Source organism: Allohoeflea poritis, assembly GCF_027889715.1.
GTDB lineage: Bacteria > Pseudomonadota > Alphaproteobacteria > Rhizobiales > Rhizobiaceae > Hoeflea_A > Hoeflea_A poritis.
Genome location: NZ_JAPJZH010000011.1, coordinates 178,241 through 201,784, shown reverse-complemented (window position 1 = coordinate 201,784; position 23,544 = coordinate 178,241). Strand labels below are relative to the sequence as shown.

Genomic DNA, 23,544 nt, shown 5'->3' with positions numbered 1-23,544 from the left:
TTACACCATCAGGTGAGCGCGCACATCCGGATTGTCGAGATCCTGTGCCGGGCCGCTATGGACGATCTCGCCGCGATCCATGATGTAGACGCGGTCGGCCAGTTCGCGGCAAAAATCCAGATATTGCTCGACCAGCAATATGGTGAGGCCCGCCGTGTCGCGCAGATAGGAAAGGGCGCGGCCGATATCCTTGATGATCGATGGCTGGATGCCTTCGGTCGGCTCATCCAGGATCAACAGTTTGGGACGGGTGACGAGCGCGCGACCGATGGCGAGCTGCTGCTGCTGGCCGCCCGACAGATCGCCGCCGCGCCGCGACAGCATGGTTTCAAGCACCGGAAACAGTTCGAAGACTTCCGGCGGTATGGTGCGGGAGCGGCGGCCGAGGCAGGCAAAGCCCGTCTCAAGGTTTTCCTCGACCGTCAGAAGCGGAAAGATCTCGCGTCCCTGCGGGACGACGCCGATCCCCCTTGCTGCCCGCGCATAGGGCGGCTGATTGTTCAGTGCAGCACCATCGAAATCGACCGAGCCGGAAGAAACCGGGTGCTGGCCGGTGATGGCCCTCAGAAGTGACGTCTTTCCGACGCCGTTGCGACCGAGCACGCAGGTGATGCTGGCCGGTTCCGCCTTGACCGATACGCCACGCAGCGCCTCGGCGGCGCCGTAGTGGAGATGGATATCGTCGACAGCAAGTGTGGTCATGGTGTTCTGCTCCGTTCTACCTGCCGAGATAATTCTCGATGACCTTGCTGTCGTTGCTCACATGGTCGAGCGAGCCTTCCGCCAGAACCGAGCCTTCGGCAAGCACCGTGACCTTCACGTCGAGTTCGCGGACGAAGCCCATATCGTGCTCGACGACGACGACCGAATGGTTCTGCGCGATCTCGCGCAACAGGCGGGCCGTTTCCTCGGTTTCCGCGTCGGTCATGCCGGCGACCGGTTCGTCGACCAGCAGCAGCTTGGGGTTCTGCGCCAGCAGCATGCCGATTTCGAGCCATTGTTTCTGGCCGTGCGAGAGATTGGCGGCTCGTTCGTGACGGCGGGCTGTCAGCCGGGTCGTCTCGAGAATGCGGTCGATGGCCTCGCGGTCTTTTTGTGTCTGATCGTAAAACAGCGTCGCGAAGACACCCCGCCTGCGGTCGAGCGCCAGTTCCAGATTGTCTTCGACCGTGTGGCTTTCGAAAACGGTCGGCTTCTGGAACTTGCGGCCGATGCCGAGCGCGGCGATATCGGTCTCGTCGTGGCGCGTCAGGTCGACCTCGCCGTCAAAGATCACGTCGCCGGTGTCCGGGCGCGTCTTGCCGGTGACGATATCCATCATCGTGGTCTTGCCAGCGCCGTTCGGCCCGATGATGGCGCGCATCTCGCCGGGCTCCAACACGAGCGACAGATTATTGATCGCCTTGAAGCCGTCGAATGCGACACTGACGCCGTCCAGATAAAGCAGGCTTCCTTTTGCGGTCTTGGTCATTCCGCGGCCTCCCCTGCGGCATCCCTGATCACCGGCGCCGGGCGCCGGGGCCGCCGTGTCGCGAGGCCCGAAAGCGCGCCGACAATGCCTTTCGGCAGGAACAGCGTGACGGCAACGAAGAGGGCGCCGAGCGCGAAGAGCCAGAATTCGGGAAACGCGGCGGTGAACACCGACTTGCCGGCATTGACCAGCACCGCGCCGACAATCGGGCCGACAAGGGTGCCGCGGCCGCCGACGGCGGTCCAGATAACCACCTCGATGGAATTGGCCGGCGCGAATTCGCCGGGATTGATGATGCCGACCTGCGGAACGTAGAGCGCGCCTGCGACGCCGGCCATCATCGCCGAGACGACGAAGACGAAGAGTTTCACGTTCTCGACGCGGTAGCCGAAGAAGCGCGAGCGGCTCTCGGCGTCGCGCACGGCAACCAGCACCTTGCCGAATTTTGAACGCACGATGCCGGAGCAGATGAGGAATGCGGCGGCCAGGGCCAGCGCCGAGGCGGAAAAAAGCGCGGCGCGGGTGGTGTCGGCCTGGATGGCGTATCCGAGAATGTCCTTGAAATCCGTCAGGCCGTTATTGCCGCCGAAGCCCATCTCGTTGCGGAAGAAGGCGAGCAGCAGCGCATAGGTCATCGCCTGCGTGATGATCGACAGGTAAACGCCGGTGACGCGGCTTCGAAAGGCGAACCACCCGAAGACGAAGGCGAGCGCGCCCGGAACGAGGACGATCATGATGGCGGCGAACCAGAACTGGTCGAAGCCGTACCAGAACCAGGGCAGTTCCTGCCAGTTGAGAAAGACCATGAAATCCGGCAGGACCGGGTCGCCATAGACGCCGCGCGCGCCGATCTGGCGCATCAGATACATGCCCATCGCATAGCCGCCGAGCGCGAAGAAGGCGCCGTGGCCGAGCGAGAGTATGCCGCAATAGCCCCAGACCAGATCAAGCGCCAGCGCCAGCAGCGCATAGGTGAGATATTTGCCCATGAGGCTGATGGCGTAGTTGGGCACGTGCAGCGGATGGCCGGCGGGCAGGGCGAGATTGAGCAGCGGCACCAGGACCGCCAGACCGACAAGCACGGCAATGACCCAGATGGCGCGGCGGTCCAGCGCCTTGAAGACGAACGAGGTGATCATGCTTCGACCGCCCGGCCTTTCAGCGCGAACAGCCCGCGTGGTCGCTTCTGGATGAACAGGATGATGAAGACGAGGATCAGGATCTTGGCGAGGACGGCGCCGGCATATGGCTCAAGGAACTTGTTGGCGATGCCGAGGGTCATGGCACCCACCAGCGTTCCCCAGAGATTGCCGACGCCGCCGAACACGACAACCATGAAGCTGTCGATGATGTAGCTCTGGCCGAGATTGGGAGAGACATTGGCGATCTGCGACAGGGCGACCCCGGCGATGCCGGCAATGCCGGAACCGAGCGCGAAGGTCAGCGCGTCGACCCAGGGCGTCCTGATGCCCATGGACGAGGCCATCTTGCGGTTCTGGGTGACGGCCCGCATCTGCAGCCCGAAACCGGTTCTCTTGAGGACAAGAAAAAGGGCGGCGAAGACGATCAGGGCAAATACCACGATCCACAGCCGGTTGGCCGTGAGAGTCAGCCCGCCAAGTTCATAGGCCCCCGACATCCATGACGGATTGCCGACTTCCCTGTTGGTGGGGCCGAATATCGTGCGGATCGCCTGCTGCAGGATGAGCGACACGCCCCAGGTGGCAAGCAGCGTTTCGAGCGGGCGGCCGTACAGAAAGCGGATGATGCCGCGCTCCATGGCAAAGCCGCAGGCTCCGGCGACGAGGAATGCCAGCGGCAGGGCCATCAGCAGCGAGTAATCGAACAGGCCGGGGAAGGAACCGCGGATGACTTCCTGCACGACAAAGGTCGTGTAGGCGCCCAGCATGACCATCTCGCCATGGGCCATGTTGATGACGCCCATCACGCCGAAGGTGACGGCCAGGCCGATGGCGGCAAGCAGCAGCACGGAGCCAAGCGATATGCCGTACCAGACCGTCTGCGCGGAGTTCCAGAGAACCTGCGCCTTCTCGATCTGGGCTATCTGTTTTCCGGCGGCCTGCGCGATGCTCTCATCCTGCGACGACTCGAGTTCCTTCAAAAGCGGAACGGCGTCGCGGCCACCCCTGGTTCCGACAAGTTCGACGGCCTTGACCTTTTCGAACGTCTCGGCATCGCTTTTGAGGAGCGCCGAGGCGCGGGCGAGTTCCATTGCGGCAAGAACGTCGGCGTTCTGTTCAGTCCGTATGGCTGCCTCAAGCGCCTCCAAGGCCGAGACATCGCCGGTCTTGAAAATCGTTCGTGCCGCCGCCAGGCGAGTGCCCGGGTCGGGGCTTTCGAGGGTCATGGATCCGATGACAGCGGTGAGCTGCCGGCGCAGCCGGTTGTTGACCTTGACCTTGCGGACGGCGCTCTTCGACAAGGTTTCCACCTCGGCCGCGGTCAAAGGGTCCTTCAGGACAAAGTCCGATCCGGATTTTTCAGCGAGAAAGACTTTCTTGTCGGACTTTCGGAAATAGAGCGAGCCGTCCCTGAGAGCTTGGAGAGCAGGGACGGCCCGCGCGTCGCCGGTTTCGGATATTGCTTCGATCTGAGCAGCGCGGTCCTTCAGTTTGCCGGTCGCCAGCGCGTCGATGCGTTCGATTAACCCATCATCGGCGCCGGCGCCGGAAAACAGCATTGGGAGGATGAACAGTGCGGCGATAAATCGTTTCAACATAATCCTGGGCCAGCGGCGCATTCTGTCGGAGTGCGGCGGGCATCAAGGCCCGCCGTTTTGGCTTCTATGCGGTCAGCTTCCCTTGCCGCCGCAGGTCTGGGTCTCGACATTGAAGTTTCCGCACTCGAGCGGCTTCCTCCAGTCGGAGATCAGCTTGGCCGAATCCGGCAGGTAGTCGGACCAGGCGTCACCGGCGACGAGACCGTCGGTCTGGTCGACAATATCGAACTGACCGTCTTCCTGGATCTCGCCGATCAGCACCGGCTTGGTGATGTGATGGTTCGGCATCATTGCGGAATATCCGCCGGACAGGTTCGGCACGGCAACGCCGATGATTTCATCGATCACCGTGTCGACGTCGGTGGTGCCGGCCTTTTCCACCGCCTTCACCCACATGTTGAAGCCGATATAGTGGGCTTCCATCGGATCGTTGGTGACGCGGTCCTCGTCGCCGATGAAGGCTTTCCAGGCTTCGATAAAGGCCTCGTTTTCGGGCGTGTCGACCGACTGGAAATAGTTCCATGCGGCAAGGTGGCCGACGAGCGGCGCGGTGTCGAGGCCGGCCAGTTCCTCTTCGCCGACGGAGAAGGCGACGACCGGAATGTCGGTGGCCGAAATGCCCTGGTTGCCGAGCTCCTTATAGAAGGGCACGTTGGCATCGCCGTTGATGGTGGAGACGACAGCCGTCTTCTTGCCTTCCGAGCCGAAGGCCTTGATGTCGGCGACGATGGTCTGCCAGTCTGAGTGGCCGAAGGGCGTGTAGTTGATCATGATGTCCTCGTCGGACACGCCCTTGGATTTCAGATAGGCCTCGAGGATCTTGTTGGTCGTGCGCGGATAGACATAGTCGGTTCCCGCAAGCACCCAGCGCTCGACCTCCTCGTTCTCCAGGAGGTAGTCGACGGCGGGAATGGCCTGCTGGTTGGGTGCCGCGCCGGTGTAGAAGACGTTGCGCTGGCTTTCCTCGCCCTCGTACTGGACGGGATAAAAGAGGATGCCGTTGAGTTCGTCGAAGACCGGAAGGACCGACTTGCGGCTGACCGACGTCCAGTTGCCGAAAACGGCGGCGACTTCGTGAACTTCCAGAAGTTCGCGGGCCTTTTCGGCAAAGAGCGGCCAGTCGGAGGCGGGATCGACGACAACGGCCTCAAGCTGTTTGCCCAGAAGGCCACCCTTCTCGTTCTGCTCCTCGATGAGCATGAGCATGACGTCCTTCAGGGTGGTTTCCGAGATCGCCATCGTCCCGGACAGGGAATGCAGGATGCCGACCTTGATCGTGTCCTCGGCCCATGCGGCGGACGAAGCGGTCGTTGCGGCGACGATCGTTGCCATGCCGAAGGACCGGATCCGGTTTTTAAGCGTACTCATATTGATCTCCATGATCTGCGTAGAAGTATTTGCACCGGCTTTATCCGAGCAGGAATCGTGCCAGTTTTCAGATCGCCGCCTGCGCCGCCGCTATGCGTTTGTTTTTAATGAAAAATTAACTTCTCGAGACCTCTGCGCCCTGGTCTCGTTCAAGGGGCGAATGTGATGCAATTTTGTGCGTTGCAGCATTCTGCTTAATTGTTGTGCAGGCGCGAATGGCGCTTGTTCGGGCAATGAAATCGCCGTGACGCCGTGTGCCTCATGCGCTAGGAATTGCGGACCGGTTTTCCGGTAGAGGTATTTGCACCACAAATCCTCGGCCCTGCGCCCTGCGGCGCAGGGTCTGCCGTTTTCAGAAAAAACCAATCGACAACGCAGCCGGATCGAGTGTTCTCAAAAAAGTTCTTTACATACCAACCGGTCTGTATGTATATGTGCCAGCCACCGGACTGAAAAGGGGAGAACAGCGATGAGCCAGGACAAGTCGAATGAACGCATTCGGGATGCTGAACGGACCATCGCGCTCTTGAAGAAGGCGACCGTGGACCAGTTGATCACCAACGGGTTCGCCGGCCTGTCGATCCTGCCGATCCTGAAAAAGGCGGGTGTGTCGCGCGGCGCCCTGTTCCACCACTTTCCCACCAAGGACCACCTTATTGCCGCAGCGTTCGGCGATCTCCTCGTCGAATTCGCAGGTCAACTGCACGAAATCGCGATGCAACTGCGTACCGGCGCAATCACGCAGGAGGAGTTCGTCTCGAAGACGGGTGAAACGATCGCGAGCGATCTCTTCGTCGGCTGCATGGAGATTGCCCTGGGAATTCGCGCGGAACTGACCCTTTCCGCCCTTGTTCAGGAAGCGGTTGCCGACTGGCGGCAATCTCTTTTCGAGTTCTGGGACAATACGTTCGAACTGCCCGGCCACGACCGTGAGCAACGCTCGGATCACTGGGCAATGGCATCGAACGTTCTTCGTGGCTACGCGTTCTCGACCTCATTCGGCGCTGCGCCGCAGGCGCGTGAGCGCCTGATGCGGGGCTTTCCCAAACTGTTCCTGGACGGTGCGGTCGTTCGTCCCGCGGACGAACGGGTCGTTTCAATCAAAACCAAAAGCAAATCATGACATTCGGGAGTAAATCATGAGAAAGTTGCCCATCGCGCTGGCCTTTTGCGCAGCAATGACCACCACATCCGGTGCCGCCCTGGCCAGAGACAGCCTTGTCGCGGCCACCTGGCTGCCGCCCACGCATATGTACTCGCGCTATCTCTATGACTACTGGGCCGAACGCGTCGCCCATCATTCCAACGGAACGCTGACAGCGGAAGTGGAGCTTGGATCGCCTCGGGTTACGGCGCTTGGAAACCTCTCCGAACTCGCAGACGGGCTTGCCGACGTTTCCGGACATTTCGCGCAGTATACCCCTTCAGACCTGCCCGTTTCCAACGCGGTCGAGGAGCTGGGCATGACGTTTTCGGATCCCCGCGTGATCATTGCAGCGGCGACGGAGTTCAACATTTTCGATCCCGAGCTTAGCGCCGAGTGGACGCGGCATGGCGTCGTGTTCGGCAGTTCCTATGCCACAAACCATTACAAGCTGGTTTGCAATGAGCCGGTGACAAGCCTTGCCGAGATGAAAGGCGCAAAGCTGAGGCTGCCCGGCCGGGCGCCGGCCGCCTGGGCGAATTCGGCGGGTGGCGTGACCGTCGCTTTCAATACGAACGAACAATATGGCGCCTTGGAAAAGGGCGCACTGACCTGCACGACCACGACTGCGGTCGATGCCAAGGCGCGCAAACTCTACGAAGTCGCCTACCACATCACCGATTTGCCGATCACCCTTTTCTGGGCGGGTCTGGGGCACGGCTACAACAAGGATAGCTGGGCCGAACTCACGGCGGATCAGCGACGGGCGGTTTTGAATGCCGAGGCCGACACGATCGCGACCTTCATCGTCGACGGGACCTTGCTGGCTGAGCAGGAGGCTCGCGACAGCCTGGCGGAAGAAGGCGTATCCTTTCATGAACCAACGGCCGACCTCAAGGAATCGATCGAGGCGTTTCGCAAGGCGCAGCCGACTGCTGCGGCCGAGATCGCCAAATCCACATTCGGCATTGAAGATCCCGAGTCCCTGCTCGACCGTTTCCAATCAACGGTGAACAAGTGGGACGACCTGCTTAAAGATGTGCCCGTCGAGGACAAAGAGGCATTCGCCGGGCTGATCAGGCAAGAGATCTACGACAAGGTTGATGTCGAAGCCTACGGTCTGAACTGATCCGACACCGGGCGGGGCCGGCGTGCCGGCCCCGTCAATGGTGCCATTCCGGGAAAACCATCATGCATTCCGTTAACCGCCTGGCGGAGTTCCTTGCCCGCCTGCAGCTCGCGCTCGCCGCCCTTGCGGTTCTTGCGATACTGTTGACCGTTTCGGTCGACGTGCTTCTGCGGGCATCCGTCAATGCACCGATCGGCGCCACGATAGAGATCGTTTCGTTCTACTACATGATCCCGCTGGTGTTCTTTCCGATCATGACGCTTGAGCTGAAGGGCGGGCATATCGATACCGACCTGTTTTACAGGCTTTTCCCACGCCGGATGAAACAGCTTTCCATTGTCGTCTCGGTTCTGCTGACCGCGCTCATCTATCTGGTGCTGGCCTATTTCACGTTCAAACAGGCGGTCGTCTCAACAGATAACGGCGAGGTCTCGATGGGGATAAGCCATCTGCCGATATGGCCGGTCCGGTGGGTGCTTCCATTCGTCTTCGCCACATCGGCCGTTGCGGCTTTCCTGCTGTGCGTCAAACGTTTTCAAGATCGGGACCGTGATGTCTGAACCGTTGATCTCCGTCCTGCTGGCTTTCGCGGCCCTGCTCTGCCTGATTGCGATACGCGTTCCCATCGGCCTTTCGCTCATCACGGTCTCATTTGTCGGCATTGCCCATGAGACAAGCCTGCGCGCCGCCATCGGCTCGATCTCCAGGCTGCCCTATGAGTTGTCGACCAACTGGAGCTTTTCCGCTGTCCCGATGTTCCTGCTGATGGGGTTTGTCGCCTCGGAAACGGGATTGACAAAGGGGCTGTTCAACGCGTCAAGGGCGCTGCTGGCGCGGCTTCCCGGCGCGCTCGCCTGCGCCAGCGTTCTGGCCAGCGCGCTGTTTGCCGCGGCGTCCGGTTCATCGGTGGCGACGGCGGCATCCATGTCCCGCATCGCGATACCGGAGATGTTGAGCCGGAAATACGATCCGGGGCTGGCATGCGGGACGATCGCGGCATCGGGTACGCTTGGTTCGCTTATCCCGCCGAGCATCCTGATGATCCTCTACGGTGTCTATGCGGATGTCTCCATCGGCGGCCTGTTTCTGGCGGGGGTCCTGCCGGGAATCCTGTCGGTCGTGATCTACATGACGATGATCATTGTGCGTTGCGGTCTCAATCCGGCACTTGGAGGCGCTGCTGCGGATGACGAGATCCAGCCATTTACCCGGAAACTTCTCTTTGACATCGCGCCGCTGCCGTTGCTGATCCTGATCGTGATGGGCAGCATATCTCTGGGCATCGCCACACCGACCGAGGCCGGTGCGCTCGGCGCGTTGGGGGCGGTGGCCATCGCACTGGCCAGCGGCAAGTTCCGGTTTGCCGCTTTCATGCGGGCACTGAAACAGAGCGCATTGTCCTTCACGGCGATCTTCATAATCGTCATCGGCGGCGCGCTTCTGACCCGGTACTCGGCGGTCGTCGGCCTGAACAGAATGCTGGAGGACCTGTTTCAGCACAGCGCCGCCGGGCCTCTTGTGCTGATACTGGCCGTCTCGGTTCTCTACATCGTTCTTGGCATGTTCATAGACTCGATCGGGCTGCTGCTCTTGACGGCCCCGCTCATCCTGCCCCTGGCCGGTTCGCTCGACATCGATCTTATCTGGTTCGGCATCATCCTGATCAAGTTGCTTGAAATCGGACTGATAACGCCACCGATCGGCCTGAACATCTTCGTCATACAAAGTGCACTGGATGGACAGGTGCGGCTTCCGACGATTTTCAGGGGCGTAACCTGGTTTATCGCCATGGATATCCTGACGCTGGCCATTCTCATAACGGTCCCGGCGATAACGCTGTGGCTTCCCTCCAGATTCTTTTGAGGTGTTGACGTGAAAATAGAAGAAACCTTTGCCGCACCGACGATCGACGAAATGCGCGGACGGGTGTCCCGGCTGCAGGACGCGCTCGGGCGATACGGATTGGAGGCCTATGTCTGCCATTCTCCGGCGAACGTCCTTTGGCTGACCAATTTCGCGAATTTCGTTCACGAGCGACCGTTCATACTCATCGTTCCGAAGACCGGCCGTCCAGTGTTCCTGGTACCGTTTCTGGAACTGGATCACGCGACGCACCGCATTGTGGGAGATGTGGAGCTTGCAACTTACGCAGAGTTTCCGGCCCCCGAAGGGCAGCGCTGGAGCGACCGTTTTCACGACGTGTTGCCCGAAACCGGGCGCATCGGCGTCGAGGACATGCTGCCGGGCGCGTTGCTGCGCTGCATCGGCGACCGCGGCCTTCCGATCGACCTTGTCGATCGGCTTCGCGAGGTCAAATCCGACTATGAACTCGGTCGTATCGCTTATGGTTGCCGGCTGATGAGCGAGGCCCATGCCCAATTGCTGGCGGAGGCAAGGCCCGGACTTTCGCAAAGCGAGATCAACCTTACCATCGGAAAAGAACTCCTTTCCAAGATCGCTGCGGACAATCCGTCCATGAATCCCCTGGCGACGTCCATCATGACCCTGATCCAGAATGCCGGCGTTTCCCACGACCCGCATAATTTCACCGATCTCGACATGAAGATGCTGCCGGGCGGGCCTCATGTCACCGTGTTCAATTCCGTTCTCAACGGATACGGGGCGGAGATTGAGCGCACATTCTTTCTTGGCGCGGTACCGGAGGAAGCCAGGGCGCCTTATGAGACGATGATGGAGGCCCGAAACATCTGCTTTGAAAGGACGCGCGCCGGAAACCTGATGGGCGATATCGACCGCGAAGTGAATGCGCTCATCGACAAGCGCGGATATTCATCGGCGCGTCGTCATCGTGCCGGCCATGGAATGGGCGTCACCTCCCATGAAGGACCGTTTCTGGCGGACGGCGACGAGGGGGTCATCAAGGAAGGCATGGTGTTCACGCTGGAGCCCGGAATCTACATTCCCGGTGTCGGCGGTTTCAGGCATTCCGACACGGTCGTCGTCGCGGATGGCGGTCTGGCTTGCCTGACCGAAGCCCCTGACACCCTTGCCGAACTCACCATCTGAACTGAATTGTATCAAGATCCGATAGCGTGAACGAACCAACGAAATTTGAGAGGCGGGTGCGGCCATGACGCCTGCCGATGAGCCGGAGATTGCCCGCTGTGCAGACATGGCAAGGAAGCTGGCTTCCTGCGACCACGTCACAGTTCTCCTGTTGAGCGACAATGGCTCGCGGATGCGCCGCGTCTTTTCCTCAATGCCTCCGGTTTTCCCGACATACGGCTCAAAGCCTGTTCCCGCGGGAAACTGGGTCCAACAGATTATCGAACGCAAGAAGCCCGCATTGTTTGCCGGCGCCGAAGCGATCCGGGCGACTTTTCCGGATCACGAGCTCATACTGGCAAACGACATCCACACTGTTTTGAATGTGCCCCTGGTTTCACAAAGCACACTCATCGGCAGTCTCAACTGCCTCTACGTATCCTGTCCCGCACCGGAAGATTTCAAACATCTGGCGCGGGATATACAGGGCGCGATGTCCGACGCACTCAGCCAGTTGTTCCCGCGTTGACATTCCAGGCCTGAGGAAACCGGCGGGCCAGGACCGGTTCCAGCGAGGCAGGTTTCTTGTAATTTTGCAATCGATTACAAATCCAGTATAAGTGCGTTTGGGCAAGGTTTGGCGGACGGTTTCTGACCGGGGCATCGCACAGCCCGTTGCGGAATCTGGAATGAGTGAACGGACCAAGATCAAGGACATCGCGCGCGTCGCCGGCGTCTCGACGGCGACGGTCTCGCGGGCGCTGAGCGATTCAGCGCTGGTGACCGATGCGACGCGCGAAAAGGTCCGCGCGGCGGCGAACCGGCTCAATTACCGGCTCAACGTGCGGGCGCGCAATCTGCGCATCCAGAAGTCGATGGCCGTGCTCCTTGTCGTGCGCAATATGAGCAATCCCTTCTATCTCGAAATCTTCAAGGGTGTCGAAGCGGTTGCGCGCGCCGCCGGCTATGTGCTCCTGATGGGCAATACCGAGGACGATCCGGCCCGCGAGGCGGAGTATTTCGACATGCTGCGCGACGGGCAGGCCGATGGCATGATCCTGATGACGGGAACGCTGCCGGAAGGACATGCGGTGCTCGACCCCGCATCCGGCGCGCCGCCCATCGTCGTGGCGCTGGAGGCGGTGGATGATTGCGGGCTGGCCCATGTGCAGATCGACAACTGCGCGGCGGCTAAGCAGGCCGTGCGTCATCTCGCATCGCTCGGCCACCGGAAAATCGCGCATATCTGCGGCCCGCTGCCGGAGATCCTCAGCCGGTTGCGGCGCGACGGTTACCGCAAGGCGATGGCCAAGGCCGGTTTGGAAATCCCGCGCAATTACGAGCCGGCGGGCGACTATTCCATACAGAGCGGACGGGCCTGTTGCGCCGCGCTCTTCGATGCCGACAACCCGCCCACCGCGCTTTTTGCCGCCAATGACGAAATGGCGTTCGGGGCGATCGGCGAGCTGCGCCGGAGGGGCCTGCGCGTTCCGGAAGATGTTTCGGTGATCGGCTTTGACGACCTCTTCGTCAGCGAGAGCTACAGCCCGCCGCTGACGACGATCAGCCAGCCGCGCGTCGATATCGGCCGCACGGCCATGACCATGCTGCTGGACATTATCGGTGCGCGGCAGTCCGTGCCGCGGACCATTGAAATGCAGACGGAACTGATCGTGCGGCAATCCACCGGCAAGGCCCCGAACAAGCTCGAAATCAGCGCGCAGTAAAATCTCGGCGCGGCTGCTTGCGTTGTCGCCGCCGATGGTCAATACATCTGCCGAACGGCGCAACGCCGACTTTTCCAGATTACGCGTTTCGTGGAGGCCTCCCGATGAGCATTTCCGATAAACTTCTGTCGCGACTGTCCGACCCGTCGCTTTTACCCGCCGCCGGTCTTGTCGGCGGTCAGTGGATCACCGAGGCGGACAGCGGCAGGCATTTCGACGTCGATAATCCTTCCAATGGCGAGGTGATCGCCAGCCTGCCCGATATGGGCGCGCAAAACACCCGCCAGGCGATCGATGCGGCCCATGACGCGCAAAAGAAATGGGCGGCAATGACCGCCAAGGAACGCGGCGCCATATTGCGCCGGCTCCACGACCTCCAGCTCGAGAATGCCGATGACCTTGCGACCATCCTGACCATGGAGATGGGCAAGCCGTTCGCCGAAGCGCGGGGCGAGATCGTCTATGGCGCGTCCTTCATGGAGTGGTTCGCCGAGGAGGCCAAGCGTGTCTATGGCGATACGATCCCGGGTCACCAGGGCGACAAACGGCTGGTGGTCATCAAGCAGCCGATCGGTGTGGTCGGGGCGATCACGCCGTGGAATTTCCCGAATGCCATGATCACCCGCAAGATCGCGCCGGCGCTCGCCACCGGCTGTGCGGTCGTCGTCAAGCCGGCGGAGCAGACGCCGCTTTCGGCGATTGCGCTTGGTGTTCTGGCGGAACGCGCCGGCATGCCGGCGGGCGTCTTCAACCTGATCATCGGCGAGGACGGACCGGCCATCGGCCGCGAGCTGTCGGACAATGACAAGGTGCGCAAGCTGACCTTTACCGGCTCGACCGAGGTCGGGCGCATCCTGATGCGCCAGTGTTCTGACCAGATCAAGAAGATCGGCCTGGAACTCGGCGGCAACGCGCCGTTCATCGTCTTCGACGATGCCGATATCGATGCGGCCGTCGAGGGCGCGATGATCTCGAAATACCGCAATGCCGGTCAGACCTGCGTGTGCGCCAACCGGATCTACGTTCAGGCCGGCGTCTATGACGAATTCGCCGAAAAGCTCGCCGCCAAGGTGGGCGAGCTGAAGGTCGGCGACGGATTCGAGGACGGCGTGACCACCGGGCCGCTCATCGACAAGCAGGGGCTGTCCAAGGTCGAGGAGCACGTGTCCGATGCGGTGGCCCACGGGGCGACCGTGTTGACCGGCGGCAAGGCGGATGCGCATGGCGGCACGTTCTACGAGCCGACCGTGCTGACGGGCGTTTCGACCGAAATGAAGGTGGCGCGCGAGGAAACCTTCGGACCGGTGGCGCCGCTGTTCCGCTTCGAGACCGTCGAGGAGGTGATCGCGCTGGCCAATGCGACCGAGTTCGGCCTGGCGTCCTATTTCTACGCCCGCGACCTGTCGCGTGTCTGGACGGTGGCCGAGGCGCTCGAATACGGCATGGTCGGCATCAATACCGGCCTGATCTCGACCGAGGTCGCGCCCTTCGGCGGTGTCAAGCAGTCCGGCCTCGGGCGTGAAGGCTCCAAATACGGGATCGATGATTTCGTCGAGATCAAATATCTCTGCTTCGGTGGGATCGGCGCTTGAGCCAACCTTCTTCGAGATCGAAACGAAACGGGGCCGCAGGGCCCCGTCTTCATTTCGTCAGCTGGAAACCGCAACGATGGCGCGGGCCAGATCATCCAGCTTGTCGTGGTGCAGGCCGGCAATATTGATACGGCTGTCGCCGACAATGTAGATGCCGTGATCATTGCGCAGCGTGTCGATCTGCCCGGTGGTCAGGCCGAGGCGGGAGAACATGCCTTTCTGTTCGGCGATGAAATCGAAGCGCTCGCTGTTCGACGCGCGGCGCAGGGCATCGGCGAAATCGCGGCGTAGCGTCACCATGCGGCTGCGCATCCCTTCCAGCTCTTCCATCCAGTCGGCGCGCAGGCCTGCGTCTTCCAGCACGATGCGCACGATGGCGCCGCCATGGTCCGGCGGCATGGAATAGACGCTGCGCTTGACCGAGAGCAACTGGCTGAACGCGTTGTCGAGTGCACCGGCATCGTTGCTGACCAGGATCGCCGCGCCGGCGCGCTCGCGATAGACGGCGAAATTTTTCGAACAGCTTGCCGCGATGGCCAGTTCCGGAACTTTCTGCGCCATCAGCCGCACCCCCGCGACATCTTCCTCGAGCCCGTCGCCGAAGCCCTGATAGGCAAGGTCGACAAAGGGGAACAGGCCCTTCTCGGCGCAGAGATCGGCGATCGCCGCCCATTGCTCGAGCGACAGGTCGGCGCCCGTCGGGTTGTGACAGCAGCCGTGCAGCAGCACGATATCGCCCGCTTCGGCGCCACGCAGGGCCGCCATCATCTCTTCGAAGAGGATCGCGCCGGTGGCCGCGTCGTAATAGGGATAGGATTGCGGTTTCAGTCCGGCGCCGGACAGCAGCGGAATGTGGTTCGGCCAGGACGGATCGGACAGCCAGACGGTGGCGTTCGGCCTGGCGCGGTTGATCATCATGGCGATGATGCTGAGCGCGCCCGAGCCGCCGAGCGACTGGCATACACGCATCCGCTCGCCTAGGATAGCATCTCCGAGAACCAGCGTCCCCATGACCGCGCAGAATGCCTTGTCGCCCTGCAGGCCGACATAGGACTTGGTCGTCTGCTCTTCGTAGAGGCGTTTTTCAGCCTCGCGAATCGAGCGCATGACGGGCGTTTCGCCCTGCTCGTCCTTGTAGACACCGACGCCGAGGTCGATCTTGTCGGCGCGGCCGTCCTCGCGGTACTGCGCCAGCAGCGCAAGGATCTTGTCGGGCGGGGCGGGCTGGAGCTTTTCAAACATGGCGGTGGATCCTGAACTTGGCTATGCGGCGGTGAGTCTTGCGAGGCCGGCGTCGGCCTGCGATCTGGCCTTAGCTACCGCTTCTTCCTTCACAGGTCCATAGCCGCGTATCTGCATCGGCAATTCGAAGAGTTCGCGCCAGTCTTCGGCATTGTCCGCCGTGACGTTGTCCAGATTGTCGCGCACCAGGGCCTCGAACCAGGCGATCAGGCCCCGCTCCAGTTTGCGGTCGTGACCGTATCCGAAGGGATCGAAGGCGGTGCCCCGCAGACGCTTCATGCGGGCGAGCACGCGGAAGACCGGCAGCATCCAGTTGCCGAACTGGCGCTTGCGCGGCCGGCCGCGCGCATCCTTGCCAAGCGGCAGAAGCGGCGGCGCCATATAGTATTTGATGGTGAAATCGCCGTCGAAACGGTCCTTCAGTTTTTCAAGGAACGCCGGGTCGCAATGCAGGCGCGCGACTTCGTATTCGTCCTTGTAGGCCATCAGCTTGAACAGGGATTTCGCGACGGCCTCAGCAAGGCCGCCGGCGCCGATCGCCTGCTCGCGGGCGCCGACCATATCGATCGTTTGCCTGTAGCGGGCGGCATAGGCGGTGTCCTGATAATCCGTCAGGAAGGCCTCGCGGCGTTCGATGAGCGTTTCGAGGCTTTGTTCCTCGACTTTGCCGGCATCCTCGCTTTCCGGAAGGAGCTCCGGCCGTGCAAGGGCGATGCGGCCCCACGAGAAGGCCTGGACATTCTTTTCGATAGCGACGCCGTTCAGCTCGATGGCGCGCATCAGCGCCTGAAGCGAAACAGGAACCAGCCCTTGCTGCCAGGCAAAGCCGAGCAGAATGATGTTGGCAAAGACCGTATCGCCCAGCAGTTTTTCGGACAGTCGGTTGGCGTCGAGAGCCGCCACATTGTCCGCGCCGACCGCTTTCTCGATCTCCGCGCGCCGACGATCGACGGCAAGGCTGGCGTCGCGGTTACGCACGATGTCGCCGGTCGGCGATTCGGCCAGATTGAGCACCGCCCGCATGTCCGGGCGATAGGCGCGCGAGGCCTTGGGCGAGGAGGAAACGACGATGTCGCCGGCAATCAGTGCGTCGGCCGAGCCGTCATCAATGCGCACCTGGTTGATTGCGGCCGGATCGGCGGCCAGCCGGATATAGCTCAGCACCGGGCCGAATTTCTGCGCGAAACCGGTGAAGTCGAGAACCGAGGCGCCCTTGTTTTCCAGATGGGCGGCCATTGTGATGAGTGCGCCGACAGTTACAACGCCGGTGCCCCCGACGCCGGTGACCAGCAGGTTGAAGGGGTTTTCGAGCGTCTGCGGCTGGGGTAGGGGCAATTCCTCGGCCAGCGCCGCCGCATCGGTTTGTGTTCCGGGGCTCTTGCGGCGCTCGGCGCCTTCGACTGTCGCGAAGCTGGGGCAGAAGCCGTCGAGGCAGGAGAAATCCTTGTTGCATGAAGAAAGGTTGATGCGGCGCTTGCGGCCGAATTCCGTTTCCACCGGCTCGATGCTCAGACAATTGGACTCGACCGAACAATCGCCGCAGCCCTCGCAGACGAGCTCGTTGATGACGGCGAAACGCTTCGGATCCTCCATCTGTCCGCGCTTGCGGCGGCGGCGTTTCTCAGTGGCGCAGGTCTGTTCGTAAATCAGCGCGGAAACGCCCGGGACTTCGCGCAACTCGCGCTGCAGCGGATCGAGCTCGCGGCGATGGTGCAGGGTGGTGCGGGCCGGAAAATCGGACAGCGAGAACTTGCCGGGATCATCCGAGACAAGGGCGATGCGCTCGACACCCTCGGCACGCACCTCGTGGGCGATGGCCTGGACGCTGATCGGCCCGTCTACCGGCTGGCCGCCGGTCATGGCGACGGCATCGTTGAACAAGATCTTGTAGGTGATGTTTGCGCCGGCGGCGATCGATTGGCGGATGGCCATGGAGCCGGAGTGGTAATAGGTGCCTTCGCCGAGATTCTGGAAGATGTGGCCGTTGCCGGTGAATTTCGACGAAGCAGCCCAGTTGACGCCTTCGCCGCCCATCTGGATCAGCGAGGTGGTTTCGCGGTCCATCCAGCTTGCCATGAAGTGGCAGCCGATGCCGGCGAGCGCCTTGGAGCCTTCCGGAACCTTGGTGGACGAATTGTGCGGGCAGCCGGAACAGAAATAGGGGGTGCGGGTCGCGCCCTCGACCGCGATCGGCGCCAGCCGGTTTTCTTCAAGTTGCCGCGCCCGTTTGCCGAAACGATCGGTCTCGAAAATCAGATCGAGGCGCCGGGCGACGAGCGGTGCGAGCTGTAGCGGGGATAACTCGCCCGTCCACGGCACCAGCCGTTCGCCATTCTCGTCTCGCTTGCCGATCATTCGGTCGGGCTTGTCGCCCGGATAGTCGTAGAAGTATTCCTTGAACTGGCTTTCAATGATGCCGCGCTTTTCCTCGATCACCAGCACCTCGCGCTTGCCCTTGACGAAGGACAGGGCATCGCGCCTCGGCAGCGGCCAGACCATGCCGACCTTGTAGATGTCGATACCGAGATCCCTGCAGGCCTGACGGTCAAGGCCGAGCAGGCGCAGCGCTTCCATCAGGTCGAGATGGCCCTTGCCGGTGGTGACGATGCCGAAGGTTGCGTCCTCGTGACCATAGATGCGCCGGTCGATGGGATTGGCTTCGGCAAAGGCGAAGACCGCCTGTTTCTTTGCCTCCATGCGCTCTTCGATCTGGGGCCCGGGAAGGTCGGGCCAGCGATAGTGAAGACCCGTCGCCGGGATTTCGAAGTCAGGCGTTCGAAAGACCCGGTCAGGCAGGATTTCAACCGAAGCGGCGGATTCGACCGTCTCGGAAATCGCCTTGAAGCCGACCCACATGCCCGAATAGCGGCTGAGCGCGTAGCCATATTCGCCGAATTGCAGATATTCGCCGACACTGGCCGGATTGAGCGTCGGCATGAACCAGGCCATGAAGGCGACATCCGACTGATGTGGCATGGACGAGGAGACGCAGCCATGGTCATCGCCGGCGACGACCAGCACGCCGCCATGGGGCGAAGAGCCATAGGCGTTGCCGTGTTTGAGCGCATCGCCGGCCCGGTCGACACCCGGGCCCTTGCCGTACCAGAGGCCGAAGACGCCTTCGACCTGCCTGTTCGGGTCCGTCTCCACTTGCTGCGAGCCGAGAACGGCCGTTGCCGCAAGGTCTTCGTTGACGGCCGGCAGGAACTCGATGTTGCGATCCTTCAGCAGCGCCTTGCAGCGCCACATTTCAAGATCGACGCCGCCGAGGGGCGAGCCGCGATAGCCGGAAACGAAGCCGGCGGTGTTGAGGCCGGCCTGCCGGTCGCGCAGGGCCTGGTCCAGAACAATGCGTGTGATGGCCTGGGTTCCGGTCATGTAAACCCGGCTCGAGCGTCGCTGGTAACGGTCGTCCAGGCCATAGGCCGCCAGCGGCATCGGAGCGTGAACGTTCATTGGCGCATCCCCTGAGTATCGTTTTAATTAGATTAACCCGAAAGCGCCGGTAAATTTGTCCGTTTTGTTTGTTATTTTCTCCGAAATAGGATAATTTAACCTAAACTGCGGCCAATCATGGAATATCTGGAGACTCACATGCAGCTCGACCGGCATGATCGCGCATTGCTTCGCGAATTGCAGAAAGACTGCCAGATCACCAATCAGGCACTGGCCGACAAGGTGGGCCTTTCGGCATCGGTATGTTGGCGGCGGGTCAATGCGCTGGAAAAATCCGGCGTTATTCGCCGCTATTCGGCAATCGTCGACGGTCCTTTGACAGGGCTGGGCTTCCAGGCCATCGTCTATGTCTCGCTGGTGCGGCACGAGACGAGCCGGCTAAAGGAATTCATCGCCGCCGTTACGCAGCGCGAAGAGGTGCTTGAATGCCTGGCGACGACCGGCGACGCGGATTACCATCTGCGGGTGATCTGCGAAGACCAGGCCGCCTATAATCAGCTTCTCGAGGACTTCCTGTTCCAGCTGCCCGGCGTCGCGCACATCAAGACCAGTTTGATTTTGAAGGAAATCAAGTCGCAGGCCTATATCCCGGTGTGACGGCGCGGCAATCAGGCGGCCGCCTCTTTCTCGACAATGGCGCTGAAATTGGAAAAGAACTGGCCGGCGAGCTTCTTCGAGGTGGAATCGATCAGCCGGCTGCCGAGCTGCGCCAGCTTGCCGCCGATATCGGCCTTCACCTCATATTCGAGGATTGTATCTTCGCCGTCTTCCACCAGCTTCACCGTCGCGCCACCCTTGGCGAAGCCGGCGACACCGCCCTTGCCTTCGCCGGAGATCGTGTAACTTTCGGGCGGTACCAGATCCGACAGCTCCACATTTCCGGTAAAGCGGGCCTTGACCGGACCGATGCGCAGCACGACCCTGGCCGTCATTTCCGTGTCGGAGACCATTTCCAGTTCCTCGCAGCCCGGTATGGACTGTTTGAGGATTTCCGGGTCGTTGAGGGCTTCATAGACGGTCTGGCGCGAGGCGCGGATGCGTTGCGAGTCGCTCATTTCCATGGGGCGTATTTCCTTGTGTTTTTTGAATTATCCGCAGCAGGGCGCTGCAAGGTAGGACGAGCGCACCGCGTGGCCATAATCTGTGGCCGTGTCTATGTCGCGCACGAAGGCGGAATTGCGAGCTTCGACGGTGCGCACATCGCCGGGCCGGTTTTCGATCAGCCTGCGGCAGCCGGTGTTCAGATCGCCATTGGATGCCACTGCCGCCAGTCGAGGCGGCAGGACGATCGGATTGCCGCGCTGGCCGAGAAATTCGGGAACGATGATGTGCTCGCATCCATCCTCGCGAAACGCGCGGGCGAGATCGCGATAATCCGCGGCTGTCAGATAGGGCATGTCGGCAAGAGCGATCATGATGCCGTCCGCCGGCGTGTTCTTCCCCATGCCCGGCATCAGCGCCCGCAGGCCGTGCACGACCGACGACATCTGACCCTTGCGATAATGCGGATTGCGGCTTGTCGTAACGGCAAGGCCCGCAAGCGCGCCCTCGATCCGCATGGCGTCATGGCCGGTGACGACAAGAAGCCTCCGGAAGCGGGCCTTGATCAGCGTTGCGGCGGTATGCCGGACGAGGGGCCGGCCCTGATAGCGCAGGAGCAGCTTGTTTTCCGCGCCCATGCGGCGCGACAGGCCCGCGGCCAGCAATACGGCGTCGATGTTGCGTGCCGCCGATTTCATTGCGCCGCTTTCCTGGTGCCGCCATGTTCCGGCGCCTTTTTGCCGAGCTGGCCGGCCCGGCGCAGGGCGATGATCTCGCCCATGATCGACAGCGCGATTTCCTCAGGCTCCACGGCCTTGATGTCGAGGCCGGCCGGTGCGCGCACGGTTTCGAGGCGTTCGGCGAGATCCGGATCGGAACCGAGTTCTCCGGCGAGCGCGGCAAATTTCCGGCGGCTCGCCACCATGCCTATATAGCCGGCTTGTGATTGCAGCGCGGCGCGCAGGGCTTCGCGGTCACGCCGCCCCTGCGTCGCAAGGATCAGGGCGTCGCCCGGACCCGCCTGCGCGGCGGCTTCCGCAAAGCCCTCGTGACAGACATCGGCGTTCCCCATCGTCCCCGACTCGTCGCCCGGCGCGCCGGCGATGGTCTGGTAACCGATCGCACCGGCAATCGAGACAAGCGTCTGTGCGATCGGCGAACTGCCGAGGATAACCAGCCGGCGTCGTGCCTTCATCGGCTCGAGGAAAATCTCGACCGTTCCGCCGCTGGGGCAGGAGGATTTGTGCAGTGTGGTGCCGTCTGTATCGACCGGTGCGACCACCTCGTCCTTCGGCCTGACGCGCATCAGCTTGGGCTGCTGGCTCTCAAGTGCGGCGATGGCTTCCTTCTTCACCGCGCCGGTGACGCAGCCGCCGCCGAGAAAACCGTGCATTTCGCCGTCTTCCGTCACCACGGCCTTTGCGCCGGGTTTGGCGGAGGTCGCATCCTTGGTGCGCACGATGGTGGCGATGCAGAAGCTTCGACCGCTGCTGCGCAACGTCTCGATCAGGTCCAGCGTGTTTTGCGAAAGTTTCATGACTTCGTCTCAAAGCTGCGCCAGTTGCGGCTCGATGGCCGCGAGGCTTTCCAGCGAATTGGCGGCGGCGAAATGGTCGATGTAGGGCCGCGCCGCCTGCATGGCGGCTGTGACCGGTTCGTAGCTCTGCCAGCCGAGCAACGGGTTGAGCCAGACAAGCCGGCGGACATGGCGTTTCAGCCGCGCCAGTTCGGCCGCCAGTTCGTCGGCCGAACCGGTGTCATAGCCGTCGCTCAGGATGATGGCGACGGTGCGTGAATTGGTGAGCCGGCGTGCGTAGGTCCGGTTGAAAGTCGCGATGCTTTCGCCAAGCTTCGTGCCGCCGCCGAACCCCTCGGCCATCAGGGCGAGGCGGGTCATTGCGCGTGCCGAGTTGCGGTCGCGCACCGCATCGGTGACGCGGATCAGGCGGGTATGGAAGACAAAGGCGTCGGACTGCATCCAAGAACACACCAGGCCCTTGACGAATTGCAGGAAGAAGCGGCTGTAGTGCTTCATCGATCCGGAGACATCGAGAAACACGATAATATGCACCGGGCGATCGGGCGTCGTGCGCCTGAACAGTTCGATGGGCTCGCCGCCGCGGGGCAGGGCGCGTCGGATGGTACGGCGCAGATCGATACGGCGACCGTGGCGGGCTGCGCGGTGGCGCCGGGAAAGGCGATAGCGCATGGCTTTTGCAAGGCGCAGCGCAAGGTCCTCGGCGGCGCGCATCTCGTCCGGATCGACAATGTGCTTGAGGTCCGTCTTCCGGTCGACAGATTGTTTTGCGGCGATCAGGCGGCCGGTCGCCTCGCCCGAAACGTCGCCGGCATGATCGCTCTCGATCTGCGGGGCGTCCGAACCGGCGTTCGTGTCGGCCAGATGCTCGCGCCAGACCGGCGCGTGGCGCAGCGGGTTCTTCACATGGGGCGATGTGGTTCTGCGTATATGTGTGCGCTCGCGCCCTGACGCCACGAAATAGGCTTCAAACAATTCATCGAAGCGCAGCCATTCGTCCCGGTTGCCGGTCAGCAGGATTTTCAGCTCCAGTCTGATTCTCGGGAGCTGCGGCAGGGGGTGCTCGGCAAGATATGCGGCGATGCGCCCGCTCTCCTGCGTTCCAACGGTAAAGCCGTTGGCACGCAGATGATCGACGAAACCGATGATCCGGTCCGTCAACGGGGCGTTTGTTGCCCTATCCGTGCCGGCGGCCATCAGGCGGCCTTTCCGGACAGCCGGGATACGACCTCGCGGGTGACCGACTTCAGATCGGGTTCGGTCTTCAGAAGACAGATCATGGTTTGCGTGATCTTGTCGATATCGTCGCCGAGATTGTTGACGCCGAGGCCGCTCAATGCCGCTGCCCAATCCAGTGTCTCTGCAATGCCGGGTTTCTTCTCCAGGTCTTCCCTGCGCAGTTGTTGGACGAAACCGATGATCGCATTGGCGAGCCTGCTTTCAAGATCCGGCATGCGCGCGCTGAGGATTGCGAGCTCGCGGGCGTGATCGGGGAATTCCACATAGGAATAGAGGCAGCGGCGGCGCAGCGCGTCGGACAACTCCCGCGTGCCGTTGGACGTCAGGATGACATAGGGGCGGCTGCTCGCCGCGATGGTGCCGAGTTCGGGGATCGTCACCTGGAAATCCGACAGGATTTCCAGAAGGTAGGCCTCGAATTCCTCGTCGGCGCGGTCGATCTCGTCAATCAGGAGGACGGGGCTTTTGTCCTGGCTGATCGCTTCCAGCAGAGGCCGCCGCAAGAGGAAATCCTCGGAGAAAATCTGTTTCTCGATGGCGTCGGCAGGCACATTGTCGTGCTCACGCGCGCGGATCGCCAGAAGCTGCTTCTGGTAGTTCCACTCATAGATCGTCGCCGTTGCGTCGAGGCCCTCGTAGCACTGCAGCCGGATTAGCCTGGTATCGAGTGCAGCGGCCAGGGCCTTTGCCGTTTCCGTCTTGCCGACGCCGGCTTCGCCCTCAAGCAGAAGCGGGCGCCGAAGCGACAGGGTGAGCTGCAGTGCGGTGGCCAGCGTGTCGTCCGCCACATAGCCGGCGGCCAGCAATTTGGGGCCGATATCGTCTTGAATAGTCATCAAAAGCCGAAGCCTA

Annotated in this window: 21 protein-coding genes; 9 read left to right on the top strand and 12 right to left on the bottom strand. The window is 61.8% G+C overall.

Annotated elements, in window-relative coordinates; translation table 11 throughout:
* From urtE to urtA, 5 genes are all read right to left on the bottom strand, one after another.
* On the bottom strand, window positions 1-702 hold the full coding sequence (urtE, locus tag OOZ53_RS17965) for an urea ABC transporter ATP-binding subunit UrtE (protein WP_271091065.1): 702 nt from the start codon (window positions 700-702) through the stop codon (window positions 1-3).
* 16 nt (window positions 703-718) lie between these two features.
* Window positions 719-1,471: an urea ABC transporter ATP-binding protein UrtD gene (gene urtD / locus OOZ53_RS17960; protein ID WP_271091064.1), complete on the bottom strand. Its 753-nt coding sequence runs from the start codon at window positions 1,469-1,471 to the stop codon at window positions 719-721.
* Window positions 1,468-2,610 carry an urea ABC transporter permease subunit UrtC gene (urtC, locus tag OOZ53_RS17955; RefSeq protein ID WP_271091063.1) on the bottom strand — a complete coding sequence of 381 codons (1,143 nt, stop codon included), beginning with the start codon at window positions 2,608-2,610 and terminating at the stop codon, window positions 1,468-1,470. Before urtC ends, urtD begins: the two co-directional genes overlap by 4 nt.
* Complete coding sequence (gene urtB, locus OOZ53_RS17950) at window positions 2,607-4,211, bottom strand: urea ABC transporter permease subunit UrtB (protein WP_271091062.1); 1,605 nt, start codon at window positions 4,209-4,211, stop codon at window positions 2,607-2,609. The genes urtC and urtB overlap by 4 nt, the downstream gene beginning before the upstream one ends.
* A 72-nt stretch (window positions 4,212-4,283) precedes the next feature.
* Complete coding sequence (urtA, locus tag OOZ53_RS17945) at window positions 4,284-5,543, bottom strand: urea ABC transporter substrate-binding protein (protein WP_271091087.1); 1,260 nt, start codon at window positions 5,541-5,543, stop codon at window positions 4,284-4,286.
* A 505-nt stretch (window positions 5,544-6,048) separates the two neighbouring features.
* Between urtA and OOZ53_RS17940 the strand changes: the two genes are divergently transcribed.
* The 8 genes from OOZ53_RS17940 (at window position 6,049) to OOZ53_RS17905 (ending at window position 14,177) form a co-directional block, all read left to right on the top strand.
* A complete protein-coding gene (locus OOZ53_RS17940) occupies window positions 6,049-6,702 on the top strand; it encodes a TetR/AcrR family transcriptional regulator (RefSeq protein ID WP_271091061.1) in 654 nt (217 codons plus the stop codon).
* A gap of 16 nt (window positions 6,703-6,718) precedes the next feature.
* Complete coding sequence (locus OOZ53_RS17935; protein WP_271091060.1) at window positions 6,719-7,852, top strand: C4-dicarboxylate TRAP transporter substrate-binding protein; 1,134 nt, start codon at window positions 6,719-6,721, stop codon at window positions 7,850-7,852.
* 62 nt (window positions 7,853-7,914) lie between these two features.
* Window positions 7,915-8,412, top strand: coding sequence for a TRAP transporter small permease (locus OOZ53_RS17930; protein WP_271091059.1), 498 nt, complete (start codon window positions 7,915-7,917; stop codon window positions 8,410-8,412).
* Window positions 8,405-9,715, top strand: a complete 1,311-nt coding sequence (locus OOZ53_RS17925; RefSeq protein ID WP_271091058.1) for a TRAP transporter large permease — start codon at window positions 8,405-8,407, stop codon at window positions 9,713-9,715. The genes OOZ53_RS17930 and OOZ53_RS17925 overlap by 8 nt, the downstream gene beginning before the upstream one ends.
* Before the next feature lie 9 nt (window positions 9,716-9,724).
* A complete protein-coding gene (locus OOZ53_RS17920) occupies window positions 9,725-10,879 on the top strand; it encodes a M24 family metallopeptidase (RefSeq protein WP_271091057.1) in 1,155 nt (384 codons plus the stop codon).
* 64 nt (window positions 10,880-10,943) lie between these two features.
* Window positions 10,944-11,387 carry a GAF domain-containing protein gene (locus OOZ53_RS17915; protein ID WP_271091056.1) on the top strand — a complete coding sequence of 148 codons (444 nt, stop codon included), beginning with the start codon at window positions 10,944-10,946 and terminating at the stop codon, window positions 11,385-11,387.
* Between the two features lie 160 nt (window positions 11,388-11,547).
* Complete coding sequence (locus OOZ53_RS17910) at window positions 11,548-12,585, top strand: LacI family DNA-binding transcriptional regulator (protein WP_271091055.1); 1,038 nt, start codon at window positions 11,548-11,550, stop codon at window positions 12,583-12,585.
* A gap of 104 nt (window positions 12,586-12,689) precedes the next feature.
* Complete coding sequence (locus OOZ53_RS17905) at window positions 12,690-14,177, top strand: NAD-dependent succinate-semialdehyde dehydrogenase (RefSeq protein WP_271091054.1); 1,488 nt, start codon at window positions 12,690-12,692, stop codon at window positions 14,175-14,177.
* 57 nt (window positions 14,178-14,234) lie between these two features.
* Here the strand turns inward: OOZ53_RS17905 and OOZ53_RS17900 are convergent, their stop codons facing one another.
* Both OOZ53_RS17900 and OOZ53_RS17895 read right to left on the bottom strand, forming a co-directional pair.
* Window positions 14,235-15,419 (bottom strand): amino acid aminotransferase, encoded by a 1,185-nt coding sequence (locus OOZ53_RS17900; RefSeq protein WP_271091053.1) that lies wholly within the window; start codon window positions 15,417-15,419, stop codon window positions 14,235-14,237.
* Window positions 15,420-15,440: 21 nt separating this feature from the next.
* On the bottom strand, window positions 15,441-18,875 hold the full coding sequence (locus OOZ53_RS17895; RefSeq protein ID WP_271091052.1) for an indolepyruvate ferredoxin oxidoreductase family protein: 3,435 nt from the start codon (window positions 18,873-18,875) through the stop codon (window positions 15,441-15,443).
* A gap of 138 nt (window positions 18,876-19,013) precedes the next feature.
* On the opposite strand from OOZ53_RS17895, the gene OOZ53_RS17890 reads away from it, so the two are divergent.
* Entirely contained in the window at window positions 19,014-19,472 is a 459-nt protein-coding gene (locus tag OOZ53_RS17890) for an Lrp/AsnC family transcriptional regulator (RefSeq protein WP_271091051.1), read from the top strand.
* Window positions 19,473-19,483: 11 nt separating this feature from the next.
* Here OOZ53_RS17890 and OOZ53_RS17885 read toward each other — a convergent pair whose 3' ends face one another.
* The 5 genes from OOZ53_RS17885 to OOZ53_RS17865 are packed head-to-tail and all read right to left on the bottom strand — an operon-like array spanning window position 19,484 to window position 23,528.
* Entirely contained in the window at window positions 19,484-19,936 is a 453-nt protein-coding gene (locus OOZ53_RS17885) for an SRPBCC family protein (protein WP_271091050.1), read from the bottom strand.
* A gap of 27 nt (window positions 19,937-19,963) precedes the next feature.
* On the bottom strand, window positions 19,964-20,614 hold the full coding sequence (locus tag OOZ53_RS17880) for a nucleotidyltransferase family protein (RefSeq protein ID WP_271091049.1): 651 nt from the start codon (window positions 20,612-20,614) through the stop codon (window positions 19,964-19,966).
* Window positions 20,611-21,453 carry an XdhC family protein gene (locus OOZ53_RS17875; protein WP_271091048.1) on the bottom strand — a complete coding sequence of 281 codons (843 nt, stop codon included), beginning with the start codon at window positions 21,451-21,453 and terminating at the stop codon, window positions 20,611-20,613. Before OOZ53_RS17875 ends, OOZ53_RS17880 begins: the two co-directional genes overlap by 4 nt.
* 9 nt (window positions 21,454-21,462) lie before the next feature.
* Window positions 21,463-22,650: a vWA domain-containing protein gene (locus OOZ53_RS17870; protein WP_271091047.1), complete on the bottom strand. Its 1,188-nt coding sequence runs from the start codon at window positions 22,648-22,650 to the stop codon at window positions 21,463-21,465.
* Entirely contained in the window at window positions 22,650-23,528 is an 879-nt protein-coding gene (locus OOZ53_RS17865) for an AAA family ATPase (protein WP_271091046.1), read from the bottom strand. Before OOZ53_RS17865 ends, OOZ53_RS17870 begins: the two co-directional genes overlap by 1 nt.
* Between the last annotated feature and the right edge of the window lie 16 nt (window positions 23,529-23,544).